Annotated in this window: 17 protein-coding genes; 14 read left to right on the forward strand and 3 right to left on the reverse strand. The window is 44.5% G+C overall.

Features of this window, described 5'->3' with window-relative positions; all coding sequences use genetic code 11:
* Positions 1–58: 58 nt before the first annotated feature.
* The 3 genes from MKX60_RS17150 (at position 59) to MKX60_RS17160 (ending at position 1,147) form a co-directional block, all read left to right on the forward strand.
* Positions 59–271, forward strand: coding sequence for a hypothetical protein (locus tag MKX60_RS17150; protein WP_076282950.1), 213 nt, complete (start codon positions 59–61; stop codon positions 269–271).
* Positions 272–378: 107 nt separating this feature from the next.
* Positions 379–822, forward strand: a complete 444-nt coding sequence (locus tag MKX60_RS17155) for a GNAT family N-acetyltransferase (protein ID WP_042187292.1) — start codon at positions 379–381, stop codon at positions 820–822.
* Positions 823–907: 85 nt separating this feature from the next.
* Entirely contained in the window at positions 908–1,147 is a 240-nt protein-coding gene (locus MKX60_RS17160) for a DUF3892 domain-containing protein (RefSeq protein WP_042187294.1), read from the forward strand.
* A gap of 64 nt (positions 1,148–1,211) precedes the next feature.
* Here the strand turns inward: MKX60_RS17160 and MKX60_RS17165 are convergent, their stop codons facing one another.
* Positions 1,212–1,949 carry an MBL fold metallo-hydrolase gene (locus MKX60_RS17165; RefSeq protein WP_341060534.1) on the reverse strand — a complete coding sequence of 246 codons (738 nt, stop codon included), beginning with the start codon at positions 1,947–1,949 and terminating at the stop codon, positions 1,212–1,214.
* Between the two features lie 164 nt (positions 1,950–2,113).
* Between MKX60_RS17165 and MKX60_RS17170 the strand changes: the two genes are divergently transcribed.
* Positions 2,114–2,668, forward strand: coding sequence for a copper amine oxidase (locus MKX60_RS17170; protein ID WP_341060535.1), 555 nt, complete (start codon positions 2,114–2,116; stop codon positions 2,666–2,668).
* Positions 2,669–2,748: 80 nt separating this feature from the next.
* Positions 2,749–3,060, forward strand: a complete 312-nt coding sequence (locus MKX60_RS17175; protein WP_042187300.1) for a DUF1292 domain-containing protein — start codon at positions 2,749–2,751, stop codon at positions 3,058–3,060.
* Positions 3,061–3,190: 130 nt separating this feature from the next.
* On the opposite strand, the gene MKX60_RS17180 is transcribed toward MKX60_RS17175, so the two are convergent.
* On the reverse strand, positions 3,191–4,666 hold the full coding sequence (locus MKX60_RS17180; RefSeq protein ID WP_042126789.1) for an aminotransferase class I/II-fold pyridoxal phosphate-dependent enzyme: 1,476 nt from the start codon (positions 4,664–4,666) through the stop codon (positions 3,191–3,193).
* A 96-nt stretch (positions 4,667–4,762) separates the two neighbouring features.
* Here MKX60_RS17180 and MKX60_RS17185 point away from each other — a divergent pair, with 96 nt between their 5' ends.
* The 4 genes from MKX60_RS17185 (at position 4,763) to MKX60_RS17200 (ending at position 9,439) form a co-directional block, all read left to right on the forward strand.
* Entirely contained in the window at positions 4,763–6,052 is a 1,290-nt protein-coding gene (locus MKX60_RS17185) for an MFS transporter (protein ID WP_149644163.1), read from the forward strand.
* Between the two features lie 288 nt (positions 6,053–6,340).
* Positions 6,341–6,937: a hypothetical protein gene (locus tag MKX60_RS17190; RefSeq protein WP_042187304.1), complete on the forward strand. Its 597-nt coding sequence runs from the start codon at positions 6,341–6,343 to the stop codon at positions 6,935–6,937.
* 266 nt (positions 6,938–7,203) lie between these two features.
* On the forward strand, positions 7,204–8,619 hold the full coding sequence (gene gndA / locus MKX60_RS17195; protein WP_042187305.1) for an NADP-dependent phosphogluconate dehydrogenase: 1,416 nt from the start codon (positions 7,204–7,206) through the stop codon (positions 8,617–8,619).
* A gap of 271 nt (positions 8,620–8,890) precedes the next feature.
* Entirely contained in the window at positions 8,891–9,439 is a 549-nt protein-coding gene (locus tag MKX60_RS17200; RefSeq protein ID WP_076282947.1) for a shikimate kinase, read from the forward strand.
* Positions 9,440–9,443: 4 nt separating this feature from the next.
* On the opposite strand, the gene MKX60_RS17205 is transcribed toward MKX60_RS17200, so the two are convergent.
* Positions 9,444–9,749 (reverse strand): rhodanese-like domain-containing protein, encoded by a 306-nt coding sequence (locus MKX60_RS17205; RefSeq protein WP_042187309.1) that lies wholly within the window; start codon positions 9,747–9,749, stop codon positions 9,444–9,446.
* A 109-nt stretch (positions 9,750–9,858) separates the two neighbouring features.
* On the opposite strand from MKX60_RS17205, the gene aroA reads away from it, so the two are divergent.
* The 5 genes from aroA (at position 9,859) to ptsP (ending at position 16,913) form a co-directional block, all read left to right on the forward strand.
* Positions 9,859–11,151: a 3-phosphoshikimate 1-carboxyvinyltransferase gene (gene aroA, locus MKX60_RS17210; RefSeq protein ID WP_341060536.1), complete on the forward strand. Its 1,293-nt coding sequence runs from the start codon at positions 9,859–9,861 to the stop codon at positions 11,149–11,151.
* A 75-nt stretch (positions 11,152–11,226) separates the two neighbouring features.
* Entirely contained in the window at positions 11,227–11,661 is a 435-nt protein-coding gene (locus tag MKX60_RS17215) for a CoA-binding protein (RefSeq protein ID WP_341060537.1), read from the forward strand.
* A 411-nt stretch (positions 11,662–12,072) separates the two neighbouring features.
* Complete coding sequence (locus MKX60_RS17220; protein WP_042187315.1) at positions 12,073–12,741, forward strand: hypothetical protein; 669 nt, start codon at positions 12,073–12,075, stop codon at positions 12,739–12,741.
* A 519-nt stretch (positions 12,742–13,260) separates the two neighbouring features.
* A complete protein-coding gene (locus MKX60_RS17225; protein WP_076282943.1) occupies positions 13,261–15,147 on the forward strand; it encodes a glucose PTS transporter subunit IIA in 1,887 nt (628 codons plus the stop codon).
* Complete coding sequence (ptsP, locus tag MKX60_RS17230) at positions 15,144–16,913, forward strand: phosphoenolpyruvate--protein phosphotransferase (RefSeq protein ID WP_341060538.1); 1,770 nt, start codon at positions 15,144–15,146, stop codon at positions 16,911–16,913. Before MKX60_RS17225 ends, ptsP begins: the two co-directional genes overlap by 4 nt.
* Positions 16,914–17,049 lie beyond the last annotated feature (136 nt).

The following is a 17,049-nucleotide window of genomic DNA, read 5'->3' on the forward strand; positions in this document are numbered from 1 at the left end:
TGAACCGTCAAAGCTGTAATGAGAATAAACACAGTTGAACGGTGAAAGGAGTAAAACCATGCCTAAATTTTTGAAATGGGAAGTCGGCGTTTGTCTGCTGTTACTGATGGTTTTGGGAGGATGTTCCGAGGCGAAGCCAACAAAAGTCATGGAAATCAAAGAAATGACCAACCTAGATGGAAAGCCAAAAGGTCAGTACCCTCCATTGTCACCAGTGATGCAAGACACATACAATCGTTCGATTCCTGAAGAAGTATATTCTGCAGATTAGAGCAGCGTAGAAGATGATTTCTCATGCTCAGGCTTTTCTTTCTAGTCGAATTTTTATATAATAGACAACTATCGTTGGATACATAGAGAGAGGAGTTTGGGACTAACATGGCGGCAGAAATCTTACGGGTAACTACAGAGGAACAGCTTCAAATGGGGCTGGATATTCGTACCAAAGTATTTGTAGAGGAACAAATGGTACCAGCTGAGGAAGAAATTGATGAATACGATGTTATCGGTCCGAATGCGCACCATATTCTAATTATAGATGAAGGTGTACCTGTGGCTACGGGAAGATTGATTTATTACAAAGCAGGTACAGCCAAAATGCAGCGTATCGCCGTACTGAAAGATTATCGAGTCAAAGGATACGGACGTGTTCTGTTGCTAGCTATGGAAGAGCTTGCTCGGGAGCTTGGACTGGAAGCTTCGATTCTTGATGCACAGTGCCAAGCTGAGAATTTCTACAAGAAGCTAGGATATGAAGTGATTTCTACGGAACCTTTTTATGACGCAGGTATTCTACATGTACGGATGCAGAAAACTCTTTAAAAATAGTGCACATAATTTACCGTTCCATGAAGCAAGCTAGGATGTGCCATATGATGGCAAATCCAAGTGCAAGGGGCGAGCTGAAGTGCCAAATAACGAACGCGAAAGTTTCGTAGCTGTACAGAAAAATGGAGACGGAGATTTAACCAGTTTCCAGACCTCTACAGGACGTGTCCTGGCGTATGACCAAGCGCTTCAAGAAGTACAGGCCGGAAATATTGCCGGAGTGAATGCTTTTAAAGGTAAAGACGGAGGAACTTATATTCGCGGTGACGCGGATGGGGATCCAACCAACAATTTGGATAATCTTCCGAGTTTCTCATAGTTCTAAAGGTAAAGACCGTACATACGTCATCGGACGTCAATGTACGGTCTTTTTTTAATCATAATCAGAGTTTATAAATTACATGCTGCTCAATAAACTCCATCTCTCCAGTAAGTCCGACGAATTGAGGTTGTTCATCGCTATAATGCATGAGCTTGATGATACGTCGAACATCTTCAGGTAAAGACATTAACTCCTCCAGTGTGGTGTGAACAACACCTGATCCACCAAGCTGACAGTCATGCAGAATCATACGGATGCCGTGCTCACGGACAAGGCGTATAAGTAGATCCGGCTGAAAAGTCATGTCCGCGCTGTAGAAAATCTCATTATTTATTAGAAGGGAATAGCTATCTTTGCCAGGAATATGCGGCGTATGTATGATCTCGAGCGTAAGAGAAGGAGCGAGCTTGTACGTAATTCCGGGTTTCATAGGTTTAACCTCGAAGATATCGGTCAGGGAGGCTACTGCATCTTTTTGATATAATCCACCCTTTAAGGTGTTGTTCCAAAGTGGCTCAACAAGCGTCTCAGGTAAATGTAATCTCATAGTTTTCCCGTATACGTGCTTTAGTGTAAGTGCTAGCTCTTCCAGACCTCCAACATGGTCCGCATGAATATGCGTAATTAGAGTAGCGTTTACGTCACGGAAGGATTTCCCGATGGTATGTATGGCAAGTGGGGCAGTAATCCCGCAATCAATCAGTAGGGTATAATCATCAGCTAGTAGCAGGGCGTTATTGTTAAAAAAGTTTTTTGCAAAAGCATTGCCAGTTCCTAGCATTTGTAGGCTCAGACTCATAAGAAAGTACCCTCCTGAAATCGCTGTCAGCTAATATATCAACTTTGAACAAGTACATAATATCATTTTTCGGAAGATGAATGAAATATTTACCTACAATTAGCGCAACTTGCTGAGACAAAGTAAGTATACATTAATAGCATGAATTATTTGGAGGGTTTCAAATGAATAGATGGAAAAAAGTCACTTTATGTGTGTTTGCTTTTTCCTTGATGGGTGGCTCCTTATTGTTCGCCGATTCTGTGAGTAAGAAAATCAGGGTATGGAACAACGGGACGGAAATTGTAGACGGCGGTTATTTGATTGATGGAAAAACATATATTCCCGCAAGAGAAGCGGGCGGGGTAGTGAATTGGGATGGATCTGGAAAAGTGACGATTCTTAAGCCTAATGTTCATATTGTTCTTTTTAAGGATAATACGGTCTTTGGTAACGTAAACGTAGGCAAGCTTAAGATTAAAATATTAACCCAGGTAGATAGCTTAACAGAAGAGGTTTCAGCTGTAAAAGTAACCATAACGGACCCCTCTGGTAATGTTAAGGATATTCAGTCGCAGGAGCTTGAAGGCTCGCAGAAGGATAATTTCTGGTTTCCGACCTCGGAGTTTACTTATGATTTTAAAGAAACCGGCAAATACCGGGTAGGCTTCTACATGAAAGCTTCCAAAAATGCGGATTACGTTCTTGTGTCAGAAAAGGTAATTACAGCTCTTAATTAAGGGTTCTAAATTGACCTGAACTAATCTAACGTGGTAGTATACCAGATGTAGGATAATACAATTCAAAGTGAGGTATTACAATGAGCGATCACAAACATGAGCATGGTGAAGCATGCGGTTGCGGGCATGATCACGACCATGAGCACGAGGAGTTTGTGCTGACCTTGACGAACGAGCAGGGCGAAGATGTTGAAATGGTGTTGGTTGAAACTTTCGACATCGGTGAGAAACTATACGCGCTGCTGTTAGAAAAGGAAAATCCTGAAGCGGATGGCATTATTCTGCGTATGGAAGAAGAAGACGAAGAAATGGTATTGTACAATATCGAAGATGAAGAAGAATGGAAAGCTGTTGAAGAAGCTTACAACAATCTGCTTGCTCAGCAAGAATAGATTTTAGCGACTAAATTAAGCTGTTCTATTGTGTATATGACAGTTGATGTTTATATACAGAAACCCGATACTTATTATGGTATCGGGTTTTTGTATAAATGAATGAAGTTTTTTAGGAAAATGATGGGTCTTAGGAAATAGGATCGGCTTCTACAATCACTTTTATGTTAGTGATGCTGCGATCTTCAGGACCTTTAACCGGAAGTCCGATCTCCACATGGTCAATAATATAATCGATGTTATCCTGAGTGATAACTTCGCCAGGGAGAAGAATAGGAATTCCAGGCGGATATACATATATAAACTCTGCAATAATGTAGCCAGCAGATTCACGGAATGGAACTAACTGCGTATCCGCATAAAAAGCGTCCCTTGGAATCAGAGCAAGCTGTGGAATTTCTGGAACCTGAACCTTAAGTTCGTAGATTTCACCCTTGCTGTAATGAATGGCGGACAACACCCGAAGTGCAGCTAATAATTTATCTACTGATTCTTGGGTATCACCTGGGGTAATAAGGCAAAGAATATTATACATGTCACTTAGTTCTACTTCGATGTTGTACTTCTCGCGCAGCCAGTTTTCGGTTTCGTATCCTGTGATCCCTAAATGGCGCACATGAATGTTAAGCTTAGTTGGGTCATGATCAAATGTTGCTTCTGTCCCAAGGATCTCTTTTCCAAAGCTGTACAGGCCTTCGATCGTATTGATCGTTTCGCGTGCGTAGTTGGACAGTCTGATGGTTCTTTCCGCCATTTCATGACCGTTCAGCGCGAGATTACGTCTTGATGTATCCAAAGACGCTAATAAAATATATGAGGTAGATGTTGTAGTCAGCATGCTCATAATGGTCTGTACCCGTTGCGGGTTAATCAGACCCGTCTTAGCATTAAGATTCAGTACCGAGCTTTGCGTCATGGAGCCGCCAAGTTTATGCACACTAGTGGCAGCTATGTCCGCTCCGGCCTGCATGGCCGATACCGGCAGATCCTCATGAAAATGAATCAGTACTCCATGTGCCTCGTCCACCAATACGGGTACACCGTAACGGTGAGCCAGGTCGACAATCGAACGCAGGTCGGCGCATACACCGAAGTACGTGGGATTGATTACTAGAACTCCTTTGGCGTCTGGATGACGCCTTAACGCTCGTTCCAGCGAACTGGTCGTTATGCCGTGATCTATCCCGAGATTCTCATCCTGAACAGGCGAGACAAACACAGGCTTGGCTCCGGAGAAGATAATGGCCGACATCACAGATTTATGAATGTTGCGCGGCACAATTATTTTATCACCCGGTGAGCAGACAGAGAGGATCATCGTCATGATGGCATTGCTCGTGCCCTGTACGCTAAAATACGTATAGTCGGCGCCGAAAGCCTTCGCAGCCAGCTTCTGAGCTTCCTGGATTACTCCAGTTGGCTGATGTAGATCATCAAGCGGTGCGATGTTGATTAGATCGATGGATAGAGCGTTATCGCCGATAAACTCACGGAATTCGGCATCGGTTCCTAGCCCCTTCTTATGCCCCGGGATATGAAATTGAACGGGATTGCCGGCGGCATGCTTTTTTAAAGCTGTGAAGAGGGGAGTACGGTGTTGATTCATTTAATGCTGTCACAACCTTTCGCGAATATTAAAATTTAAGGCAAGCATCAGTATAACAAAACAATCTACAGAATACTAGGATTTGGATGTGATAGAATGTCCACGAAAGCTGCGCAACGTACACATATCAGTTTGACGTCGCCATTTATCATGGAGATGTGGGTAATTATTTTTTTAGTTGAGTTTGTTAAAGGGTCGCTACTTGTCGCTTTGTTACCCGTATATATGGAGAATATTTTGGGTCTATCTGTTACGGTAGTAGGCTTTGCCTTTGCACTCCAGTATTTGGGGGATAATCTATTCCGTAGTCCTTCTGGCTGGGTTATGGAGCGCATAGGGTTTCGCTGGACCATGACAAGTGCCTTGTTGTTGATCCTAGTAGCTGTTGGAATGATAATATATGCCAAAACAGCAGTTACGCTCTCGATTGCCTGTCTTATTCTTGGGATCGGGACATCCCCGCTTTGGCCTTGTGTGATGACCGGAATAACGGAATTGGCGGGATCTACTAAAAGCGGCAGCAGTGGTGCAGCTATGGGTGCTGTAGAGATGGCATCGCTCGCAGGAACGGGAATCGGTCCGATTGTAGTGAATTTTTTGATGGATCAGGGGGGACAAAGCTATCGTGTAGCCTTTTTGGTCCTGCTAGGGTGTGCTGCTGTAGTAGTTGTAGTTGCCCTATTTCTACCTAAAAGAATCTCGTCAAGTGGCACTCATGCAGTTGTTAGGGACATGCAGGGGCTTGGTGGAGTCGTTGAACGTAAAAAAATTAGTCCATTAGAAAGTATAAAAAGAACACTACATCAGGTCAGAACGACGCTTAAAGTCAGTCGCCTACTATATCCGGCCTTATTTCTTCAGGCTTTTGCCATTGGCTTGATGACGCCTGTAGTTACCTTGTTCGCACGTACGGAACTTCATGTTAGTCCAAATCAGTTTAGCCTACTTCTGATTGCCGGTGGTGGGATTACGGTGCTCGCTCTAATTCCAGCAGGAAAGCTGGTAGACCGAATAGGAACAACTGTGTTTCTGAACATTGGCTTTTTGCTCGCTGCCTTTTCGCTTGCCCTGTTCTCACAGGTGCGCTGGCTCCCGCTTGCTTTTATTGCGGTGGCATTGGTCGGTATAAGCTACGCGCTTATTCTCCCGGCATGGAATGCTTTTCTGGCTAAGCAAGTGCCTAAGGGGGAACGAGGGACTGTGTGGGGGCTTTTCTTGACCTTGCAAGGCTCAGGGATGGTGGCAGGACCAGTGATATCAGGGAGACTATGGGACCATGTAGGTCACGGTGTTCCGTTTCTGATGAGTGCAATTGTAATGTTGATGCTCTTTGGGCTGCATTTACTAATTGTACACAGAACGAAGTTGAAATTTAAAACTAGTTGATCTTAGATGTGAAAAGCCGCTGACAACCTGAGAATTAGTTGTCAGCGGCTTTTTTTAGGAATTAAAAGGACTAAAAGAAATAAAAAATTCAATCAGCGTTTGGAGAAAGTCTGTTGCGGGTAAAAATAGTCAATAAACCAAGTTACCGCTACATAAACTGAAGTATAAAATAAGACTAAGACGAACGCAAAAGTAACTACTACTTGAAGAGGTCCGGCAGCCATAAATAATCAAGAATTCAACAATTGAGTTGGCTTTGCAGATGTGAAGCAGTTAGGGGGGAGTGCCGTGAACAAAAACGACGAGGTGGAGTATTGTAACCTGGAGCTGCGTTTCGACAGACAGCATATCCAGGACCTGATCAAGGATTTGATTCAAAAAGGTTATTCCCTATATTGGAGCGAGAACGAACAGGTCTTTGTAATTTCGGTCCGTACGGGTCGTAAATTGGTGAAATTACGTTTTCAAAGGATCAAAGATGGCTATAAACTCGTGGGTGACTATATGATTCGTGATGCTCGCTTGTCAGAATGGATGGAGAAGTTAATTGGAGACATGCGAGGCCATGCCATTGTAAAGCGCTTCCGGGACCGTCAGATTATTATTGAAAATATTTTGTTCGGCGAAGTGATTCGTCTTGTCGAAATCTCGGGTTATCAGCAGCGAGTCTTATACCAGAAGGGTCCTATGCTCACCGATGAGGAGCTGACCAAGCTCTATTATTCTGTTGAAGGAGAGGAACGAATTCGCCAGCGCAGGATTGAAGTGGATGAGCAGCTGGATCGATTAAATGATGCACTTAAGGCTGAGGATATGATTCGAGCGGAGAAATGCCGAGCTCAGCTGACCTTTTTGACGAAGGAATTGTATATGTTAGAATGGTAAACAAGGTGCCGAAATAAGTTGCTTAGGGGCACCCCGAATTTCGGGGTGTCTTAGATTTGTTTGAGAACTTGCAGACAGGGGTTCACTTCTGGTGCTAAAAACGTTAAAATAGTCATTGTGATCATTTTCATATTGGCAATGGATTTGTCTATGAATTTGATCTTTATTCGCAGGGCAGGCTTTGCTGTCTCTGATAAAGGGTGGTATTCTTATACTGCGAGAAATGGATTTCCCAAAAATATAGGGTGCAAAGGGTGGAGGACCAGATGGCAAAACAACAAATCGGCGTTATTGGCTTGGCGGTAATGGGCAAGAATTTGGCTCTAAATATCGAAAGCAAAGGTTTTTCCGTATCCGTGTTTAACCGCTCACCGGAGAAGACACATGATCTTCTTGCTGAGGCGGAAGGTAAGAACCTCGTAGGCACATTTTCCGTTGAGGAATTTGTAGCTTCGCTGGAAACACCGCGCAAAATTCTGATCATGGTTCAAGCTGGTAAAGCTACTGATGCTACCATCGAGCAATTGTTGCCGCATCTTGATCAAGGCGACATTATTATCGACGGAGGAAATGCTTATTTCCCTGATACGGTTCGTCGCAGTAAATATCTGGAAGAAAAAGGTTTCCGCTTTGTCGGAACTGGGGTTTCTGGCGGTGAAGAAGGAGCTCTTAAAGGTCCTTCCATTATGCCTGGCGGTCAAGAAAGCGCGTATAAGCTAGTTGAACCAATCCTAACTGCAATCTCAGCTAAAGTTAACGGTGAGCCTTGCTGTACATATATCGGACCAGACGGTGCGGGACACTATGTTAAAATGGTGCACAACGGTATCGAATATGGTGATATGCAATTGATCTGTGAAGCTTACCAGCTGCTCAAAGACGTTCTAGGTCTGGATGCAAAAGAACTTCACAACATTTTTAAAGAGTGGAATAGCGGTGAGCTCGACAGCTACCTGATCGAGATTACTACAGATATTTTTGCTCAGTATGATGAAGAAACTGGTAAACCAATGGTTGACGTGATCCTTGATTCCGCTGGCCAAAAGGGAACTGGTAAATGGACAAGCCAAAGCTCACTGGATCTTGGTGTACCTTTGTCCATGATTACCGAATCCGTATTCTCACGCTTCCTCTCTGCAATGAAGGATGAGCGCGTAGAAGCAAGCAAAGTGCTTAACGGACCAGAAGCTACACCATTTGATGGTGACAAAGCTGAATTCATCGAGAACGTGCGTAAAGCATTGTTTGCAAGTAAAATCGTATCCTATGCTCAAGGTTTCGCTCAACTTCGCGTAGCTTCCGACGAATACGGTTGGGATCTGAAATATGGCGAGTTGGCTAAAATTTGGCGCGGCGGCTGCATTATCCGTTCCCGTTTCCTACAAAACATCACGGATGCTTACGAGAACAATGCAGATCTTAAGAACCTATTGCTTGATCCTTTCTTCAAGGATGTTATGGACAATTACCAATCCGCATGGCGTAAAGTAATCGCTTCAGCTGTAACGATGGGTGTTCCAGTACCTGGATTCTCCAGCGCATTGGCTTACTATGATAGCTATCGTACAGAAAGACTGCCTGCGAACCTGCTTCAGGCTCAACGCGATTACTTCGGCGCACATACGTTCAAACGTGTAGACAAAGAAGGCGTTTTCCACCACAACTGGATGTCTGCAGAATAATCTAGTATATTACGGTTATAAGCAATGACGCCTTCGGCGTCCCTAAAGGACGGTAAGAAGCGTTTATGCGAGAAATATAAGGTTAATGTATAACATGAAACTTGTACTTTCTTATATTTTAAAAAAGTGGCCCGAATTGCTTCACCAGAAATGGGGAGGCTTTCGGGCCTTTTTTGTTGAAGTTTTGATGTGGAATTACTAAGTGAAGCAGATTGTCTAATGTTTTGACCCTGTGTTATGATATGACAAATATCGCGGTTGGAGGATAGACATGGCTGGGGATACAGAAGAATTTAAAAAGTTCAACGAAGAGCAAAGAAATAAGAACATTATTTTAGTAGGGATGATGGCAACGGGGAAGTCAACAGTAGGCGCTATTTTGGCCGAGGAACTGGGTTACGAGCTGGTTGATCTGGATCATGTCATTGTTGAAACTGAAGGCCGAAGTATTGCAGAAATTTTCGCGGAAGATGGAGAGCATTACTTTCGAAGCGTGGAAACAGCAGTACTAAAGCGTATGCTAGAGTCTGAGAATAAATTAATATCTACTGGTGGTGGCGCGGTATTGGCGCCGGGGAATACAGATTTAATGCTGAGTAAAGGGCATGTGGTTGCGCTAACGGCAACAGAAGAAGAGATTATTGCCCGCGTTAGTGGAGATCAGAATCGTCCGCTGCTCGCCGGCAATGCAAAAGAACGGGTTAGACGTATCATGGAAGACCGTCGAGAAGCTTACCTGTTCGCGCATTACACGGTCGATACAACGGGACTGACAGCGGCAGAAGTGTCGCAATATATTTTAATGCATTACCGCGGCTGAGCTTTTAAGAGAGTGTTTCATTCCATTCAATCATACCGCCGCTTAAATTTGTAGCATGATAGCCAAACTGTTGTAGATATTCGCAGACACGCTGGCTTCGAGCACCGGAACGGCAAATAAAGATCACTTTGGCATCGCTTGGAATATCCTCAGTGCGGTGTGGAATTTCTCCCATGGGGATATGCTGTGCACCGGGAATCATCCCGAAGGCAACCTCTTCGTCTTCACGAACGTCGATGAGTACAAGGTCTTCCCCTGTCTCTAGACACTGCCGCAATTCTTGCGGTGTAATTTGTGGAACATTATGCATGGTTGTGACCTCTTTTCATCAGAAGAATGGTTTAATGATAACACAAGCATGGAATACCCTGTCAAACGAGCACTACATACAACTATATCTACTAAGGAGAGTTTATAATATGGACGTTATTGTTAGGCCAACGCCATCCCTGCAAGGAGAATTTGGGGCCCTCTCTTCCAAAAACTATACCACTCGTTATTTGCTGGTTGCCGCATTGTCAGAAGGCGTAAGTACGATTTATCATCCGGCACATAGTGAAGATAGCGATGCCATCCGTCGTTGTATTGCAGATTTGGGAGCTGTACTCACAGAAGATGATGAGAAGATTGTGATTCAAGGCTTTGGTCGCAAACCTAAGGATGTTAAGGAACTTAATGTGGGGAATGCTGGAGCAGTACTACGTTTTCTAATGGCTGTTGCTGCGCTGAGCCCTGAAGTTACATTCGTAAACACGTATCCTGACTCATTGGGCAAACGTCCACATGACGACTTGATCGTGTCTCTAGAACAGCTTGGTGTGAAGGTAGAGCATAATGAAGGTAAGTTGCCGATCACGATCCGCGGAGGCAAACCTGTTGGGGGGAGAATTACAGTTTCAGGTGCTGTCAGCTCCCAGTTCCTAAGTGCTCTATTATTCTTGACACCATTGCTTGAAGAAGATAGTGAAATTATTGTCCTTGATGATTTGAAATCAAAGGTTGTCGTAGGTCAGACGCTAGAAGTATTGGAGCAGGCTGGAATTGTGGTTCATGCGGCGGATGATTATATGTCCTTTAAAGTGCCAGGTCGTCAAGCCTATGCGGCAAAAAAGTATACCGTTCAAGGTGACTATCCTGGCTCTGCGGCTATTCTAGCAGCAGCTGCGGTTACAAAGTCAGATGTTAAGGTACATCGACTTGTGGAACAGAGTAAGCAGGGAGAAAGAGCCATTGTTGATGTGTTGCGTATGATGGAAGTACCGCTTACTCATAAAGAGGGAACAGTTCACGTACAAGGGAACGGCGTTCTAAAAGCTGTTGAATTCGACGGAGATGCTGCAACCGATGCGGTGCTGGCTATGGTAGCTGCTGCCGTATTTGCTGAAGGCACTTCACGATTCTATAACGTTGAGAACCTTCGGTATAAGGAATGTGATCGTATAACTGATTACTTGGCAGAGTTGACTCGTGCAGGAGCCAATGTTGAGGAACGCCGCGATGAAATTATCGTTCACGGCATGCCTGAAGGCGTCGAAGGTGGTGTGACGATTAACGCGCATTACGACCACCGTGTAATTATGGCGCTGTCAGTAGTAGGTTTACGAGCACGTAAACCACTATTGATCAAGGATGCTCACCATGTCGCTAAGTCGTATCCGCAATACTTTGATCACCTGCGTGCGCTTGGTGCGAATGTGGAGTGGGTACAATAGAAGTAAGGGAGCTAGCGAATTTAGCTTCAGTTAAATAAGGATCATAAAGTGTAACTATGGAAAGGGGCACTATGTATGAGCTTTGAGAATCCAAATCGGGAACAGATCGGAGATATCCTTGCTTCTGCTGGTAATATTGCAGTTGTTGGCCTGTCTGACAAAACAGACCGTACCTCCTATATGGTCGCGGGTGCTATGCAAAGTCGGGGATATCGGATCATTCCTGTAAACCCATTGGTTGATGGTGAAATACTGGGAGAAAAGTGCTATCATACGTTAGCGGAAATTCCAGAGCCGGTGGACATTGTTAATGTGTTCCGTCGAAGCGAATACTGCGCAAAGGTCGCACAGGAGGCCGCTGAAATCGGCGCACGTGTGCTCTGGCTTCAGCAGGGTATAATCAGCCAGGAAGCCGCTGAAATCGCCGCTGAGCATGGTATGACGGCGATTATGGACCGTTGTATCAAGGTCGAAGAAGCGATCACGATGCATGGGCGTACTCGGGCATAAGGTTCGGTAGTTCAACACTTTATCTGACTATTGAAAAAATGATGATCAGAGCGTGTATCAAGGGATTTCGAACGAACGAACCGACGAACGGGCAAACGATGAACTGACGAGCTTACGAGCCGACAAACGAACCAACCGAGAGAACAATGAACCGGCGAGCCGACAGACAAAAGAACAAACTAACAAACCAGCGAACTAAATTTTTTGACGCTGAAGTAGTTGCAAATTTAATGTTAAAGAACAGCCAAGATCAAAAGCATTGTTTGATTACGATTGGCTGCACAGACTGTGCAATTTCTAATGCAAATCACTAACTGAGCTTGTTATACTGAAGTTAGACGAAGAACGTCCTTTATCCGCATAATTTGCGGTGAAGGGCGTTTTTTTATTTTTATAGGGGAGGATACCATAATGGAATTTGAAGAAGCACATGGTATGTTCATTAACAAGCACTTGACTGAAAGATCAGGAGAAAGAAGGGGGAGGCTGGTTAGAGGGCATAATTATGCGGAGAAGTTGTTCTTGCAGAATGTATGGTGGCCATTGTTTGAGAGCCTTGATGATTTGCATCCAGAATACGAAGTGTACGACTGGAATCGTAAATCTCAGTTTCTGGACTTCGCTTTTCTTCCGCAGAGCGGCGGCAGTCTCGGGATTGAGTGCGACGGGTTTCAAAGTCATGTGAAGGACATGGACCGCGAGAGATTCAACTACGCAGTTAATCGGGACACTTTTCTGACCGGAATGGGGTGGAAAATGATTCATTTTTCTGTTGATGATCTTCAGCACCGCCCCGAGGTGTGCCGGATGCTTTTGCAATTGGTGCTGGCACCTCATTTGGCGCGCAAATCTGCAGGCGTGGATATTTTGTCTGAGGAGAAGGAGGTTCTGCGGTTGGCTTGGCGACTGGGTAGGGCGATCCGTCCAAAGGATGTGACTACCTATTTCAGCATTAACTTTCGAACGGCGCGCAGATTGTTGCACTCGTTGAGTGAGAAGGGACTAATAAAGCCTGTGATTACGGGAGAACGGGTTCGACAATACGAAGTGAAAGCTATGCGACCAGATCAAATATGGTAGGAGTGGGAGAATAATTGCACTATATACAACTATATCGGAAATATCTCTATTCTATTGTGGTTTAGTTGTACTTTGTACACTTATTACACACCAAAGGTTAGGAAAAGGGTGGAATTATTAAAAATAATTGCACAAAGTACACTTATATGGATTTCAGTTTTTATAGGATATAAATAGTTGTACAAAGTACAATTAACATCTTCTTTTATCATCGGCAGCAAAAGAAAGAGACTCAGTCAGCAGACAAAACTTCATTCAATAAATATAACTCATACACTTGAAGCATTATTAGAGACGCACATTCATTCAGAGTAACTTTTATCGGTTTTAACCAACTTTAGCATTGTTTACTTTAGTGCTTTGGAATCCTGAGCCCATAGAATGGTGTTTCTAGGTGATTTTATTGTGGAGTGAGTGTGTATTTGTTTTAAATATATCCTGATCTTTTCCTTCAGTTTATTTTGACAAAAACCCCCGCAGCGCTTACCATTCAATATAGAAAGAAAGGAGAGGGTAGCCTTGAATTGGCTCGGATCATTGCAGCAATTGGGCAGAGCCATAATGCTTCCTACCATGGTACTGCCGGCGGCAGCCATTTTGCTTAGTTTGGGCAGCTTACCTTGGTCTGCATGGGGACTTTCTTCGGTATCCGAAGTGGCTACATACGCTGGGCAGGGAATCTTTTATTTTATGCCTTATTTGTTCGCTGTGGGTGTAGCATGGGGATTATCCAATCAAGCTGGAACGGCGGGTCTTGCAGCACTGGCTGGAATGTTCACTTACGACCGGATTGTTACCCATATGGGAGACGGGCTTGTACAACCTGCAACACTTATCGGAATTTTGCTGGGTATAGTTGCCGGTATCGCTCAAAACCGGTTCAAAAATATCAAGCTTCCAGAGGCGATACAGTTTTTTGGAGGTTCGCGTTTTGTTTTGCTGTTCATGGGATTGTTTTCGGCTGGCTTTGCATGGGTGATGTTAGGGATCTCTCCACTGCTGCAAAGAGGACTGGATGATCTTTTTCAAGGGATATTGCAGACAGGCGGCTTTGGCGTTTTTATTTATGGAGTGCTATATAGAGTACTAACAGCCTTCGGTCTTCACCATATTCTCAACAATGTGTTTTGGTTTCAGTTTGGAAACTTTACAACTCCTGATGGTAGCACTGTCGTTCAGGGGGATTTGCCACGTTTTTTTGCAGGCGATCCTACGGCGGGCATTTTTATGGCGGGTTTGTTTCCGATTATGATGTTCGCACTGCCAGCCATTGCTTTTGCAATTATTCAGGAAGCGCGCGAGGACTTGAAGCCTAAGATTAAAAAGACTTTTATGCGAGCGGCTTTGGTCTGTTTTCTGACCGGGGTTTCGGAGCAGATTGAATTCGCGTTTTTGTTTGCTTCTCCGTATTTATTCGCGATACATACTGTAATGTCTGGCCTTGCTATGGTACTGACGTATATGCTGGGAATTCATCACGGGTTCTCTTATTCGGCAGGAGCAATTGACTTCTTTTTGAATTTGCATCTGTCACAGAGGGCTTGGCTTTTGATTCCGATCGGTATTGGTTATGGGATTGTGTATTATAATTTGTTCCGCTGGGCGATTCGCCGTTTTCAGATCCCGACACCAGGGCGTGAAGAAGGTTCCGAACTTGGTGATTGGGCAGGCAATATCCCTTATCAGGCACCACTGATCTTGGAGGCGCTTGGTGGGAAGGAGAATATCGTACAAGTACAATCCTGTATCACTCGTTTGAGGCTAACCGTCCATAATGATCGATTTATAGATACAGGGGCGCTTAAAGGTCTTGGTTCCGCTGGGATTATCAAGCTCGGTGGCGGGAATGTCCAGGTAGTATTTGGTACGTATTCAGAGTTGATCCGCGAGGAGATTAATAAGCTAATGCTTCGTGATTTGCCTCAGGTATTGTTCAGTTCTCCGATGCAGGGTAGAATGATGCCCATTGAGGAAGTGCCGGATCACATCTTTGCAGCGAAGCTGGTGGGTGATGGAGTTGCATTTTTGCCGGAAAAAGGGGAGCTTACTTCGCCTGTATTCGGGAAGGTTATGCACGTCTATCCTACAATGCATGCCGTTGGTATTGCTACGCCGGAAGGGCTGGAGGTGCTTATGCATATAGGGATCGACACTTCGCAGCTTAAAGGCCCATTTGAGGCGGTTGTAAAAGAAGGCGACAGTGTGGAACCAGGTCAATTGCTTGTTAAATTCGACCTCGCTTATTTGCGTGAGCATGCAGCTTCACTGGCTACACCAATGGTGATTACGAATCCTGATCGAGTAAAATCATGGAGCTATGCTCCATTTAAAAATGTTAAAAAGGGGCAATCTTCAGTAATGTCCGTAGTCTTACATGAAAGTAACGTTGGAGGGATAGAAGGATGATACAAGGCATAGGCGCAGCAGCAGGTGTAGCTATCGGGAAGGCCTTTGTCTTACCGAACTGGGAGTGGAGCTTACCAGACACACAAGTGAACCCAGTGGATCTAGCTAAGGAGTTTGAGCGTTTATACGAAGGTATCCGTACCTCTAAGGACGAGATTGAATTCATCAAAAAAGAATTCAGAGAAGTAGTCGGTCCGGAGGAATCCAGCATTTTTGATGCTCATCTGGCGATTTTGGATGATCCGGTGTTTATGAGCGAAATCCGGGGGATTATTGAACGCCAGTATAAGGCGGCGGAAGTGGCTGTTAAGGAAGCGATTGATCATTTTGTAGCGATGTTTGATCTGCTGGATGATGAATACATGAAGGAGCGGGCGGTGGATATCAAGGATGTCGGTAACCGTCTGTTAAAGCATCTTTTAGGTGCCCCTGAGGTCACGCTGCCATCGGATACACAGCCGTATATTCTCGTAGCGAAGGAGTTGTCTCCTTCCCAGTTAGCTCACTTGAACCCAACTTATGTTCTAGGTATTGTTACTATGATGGGCGGTAAAACCTCACATTCCTCCATTATGGCTCGTGCGCTGGGCATTCCGCTCGTAGCAGGTTTGGAGAATAATTTATCTAACCCAATTCAGACCGGAGACATGCTCGTGATAGACGGAGACACCGGATCAGTGCAAATTCATCCTGATGAGGTAACGATCAATGAATATGTTTCTCTTCGGAATAAGCAGCATAAAAAGAAAGAACAACTGGAACTGCTTGCTACAGTCGATGCCGTCACTAAAGATGGCGTTAACCTGCGTTTGGCCGGTAATATCAGCTCAGTCAAAGAACTGAATTTAGCGCTCAAGTATGGAGCCGAGGGTGTAGGTCTATTCCGTACAGAGTTTCTTTACATGGATCGCAGTTCTTTCCCAACCGAGGATGAACAATTCGAAGTGTACAAACAGGTTGTCGAGAAGGTAGGCAGCAATATGGTTGTGATCCGTTCGCTGGATATAGGCGGGGACAAGCATCTAGATTACTTCCAGCTGCCAGAAGAGCAGAATCCGTTCCTTGGCTATCGTGCCATTCGAATCAGCTTAAATCGACAGGATATGTTCAAAACTCAGCTAACAGCCATTTTGCGGGCGAGTGCGTATGGGAATGTAAAGCTAATGTTCCCTATGATATCTTCCGTAGAAGAAGTACAAGCAGCAAAAGCTGTACTGGAAGAAGTGAAGTCTGAACTGGAGCTACGGGGCATACCGTTTAATCGGAATATTCCAGTCGGTATTATGATTGAAGTTCCAGCTGCGGTTATGATTGCGGATTTACTTGCGGAGGAAGTTGATTTTTTCAGTATCGGTACGAACGATTTGGTGCAATATGTACTAGCCGTAGACCGAATGAATGAACAAATTGCGCATATGTATCATCCATATCATCCAGCGGTTCTGCGAATGATCCGTATGACTGTAGAAGCAGCGCGTAATGCAAAAATAGATATTAGTGTATGTGGTGAAATGGCGGCAGATGAGCGTTCTTTGCCACTTTGGCTGGAGTTAGGGATTAGTGATCTAAGCATGTCGCCGCAGGCACTGCTGAAGGTTAAACACCGTACCCTGAATACACTGGCTATAGACGCTACAAGGGTTGCCAAAGCTTGCTTCCATCATCGTACAAGCTCGGAAACGGAAGAAATCCTAAGTGCTTATGCTCAGAAAAGCGGTATTACGCTTGGAACGAGCGTGGAAACAAAGGAGAAAGCTTCTTCATAGTTATCAAGCGCTACATCATCAAGTCCACATCAAGGTTCGGCATTCTTGCCGGGCCTTTTTCTTTTGTACTAGATTGTTATAAAAAAACAAAACCGTTTGCGCTTCGGCGCAGTCTATACATAGAGCGAGTTGCACA

It is taken from the genome of Paenibacillus sp. FSL R5-0914 (genome assembly GCF_038004525.1).
Lineage (GTDB): Bacteria > Bacillota > Bacilli > Paenibacillales > Paenibacillaceae > Paenibacillus_AQ.

Bases quoted from the DNA above. Each gene is read 5' to 3' on its own strand.
- MKX60_RS17150 (WP_076282950.1), top strand. From the start codon at position 59: ATGCCTAAATTTTTGAAATGGGAAGTCGGCGTTTGTCTGCTGTTACTG.
- MKX60_RS17155 (WP_042187292.1), top strand. From the start codon at position 379: ATGGCGGCAGAAATCTTACGGGTAACTACAGAGGAACAGCTTCAAATG.
- MKX60_RS17165 (WP_341060534.1), bottom strand. From the start codon at position 1,949: ATGAGTCTGAGCCTACAAATGCTAGGAACTGGCAATGCTTTTGCAAAA.
- MKX60_RS17170 (WP_341060535.1), top strand. From the start codon at position 2,114: ATGAATAGATGGAAAAAAGTCACTTTATGTGTGTTTGCTTTTTCCTTG.
- MKX60_RS17175 (WP_042187300.1), top strand. From the start codon at position 2,749: ATGAGCGATCACAAACATGAGCATGGTGAAGCATGCGGTTGCGGGCAT.
- MKX60_RS17180 (WP_042126789.1), bottom strand. From the start codon at position 4,666: ATGAATCAACACCGTACTCCCCTCTTCACAGCTTTAAAAAAGCATGCC.
- MKX60_RS17185 (WP_149644163.1), top strand. From the start codon at position 4,763: ATGTCCACGAAAGCTGCGCAACGTACACATATCAGTTTGACGTCGCCA.
- gndA (WP_042187305.1), top strand. From the start codon at position 7,204: ATGGCAAAACAACAAATCGGCGTTATTGGCTTGGCGGTAATGGGCAAG.
- MKX60_RS17200 (WP_076282947.1), top strand. From the start codon at position 8,891: ATGGCTGGGGATACAGAAGAATTTAAAAAGTTCAACGAAGAGCAAAGA.
- MKX60_RS17205 (WP_042187309.1), bottom strand. From the start codon at position 9,749: ATGCATAATGTTCCACAAATTACACCGCAAGAATTGCGGCAGTGTCTA.
- aroA (WP_341060536.1), top strand. From the start codon at position 9,859: ATGGACGTTATTGTTAGGCCAACGCCATCCCTGCAAGGAGAATTTGGG.
- MKX60_RS17215 (WP_341060537.1), top strand. From the start codon at position 11,227: ATGAGCTTTGAGAATCCAAATCGGGAACAGATCGGAGATATCCTTGCT.
- MKX60_RS17220 (WP_042187315.1), top strand. From the start codon at position 12,073: ATGGAATTTGAAGAAGCACATGGTATGTTCATTAACAAGCACTTGACT.
- ptsP (WP_341060538.1), top strand. From the start codon at position 15,144: ATGATACAAGGCATAGGCGCAGCAGCAGGTGTAGCTATCGGGAAGGCC.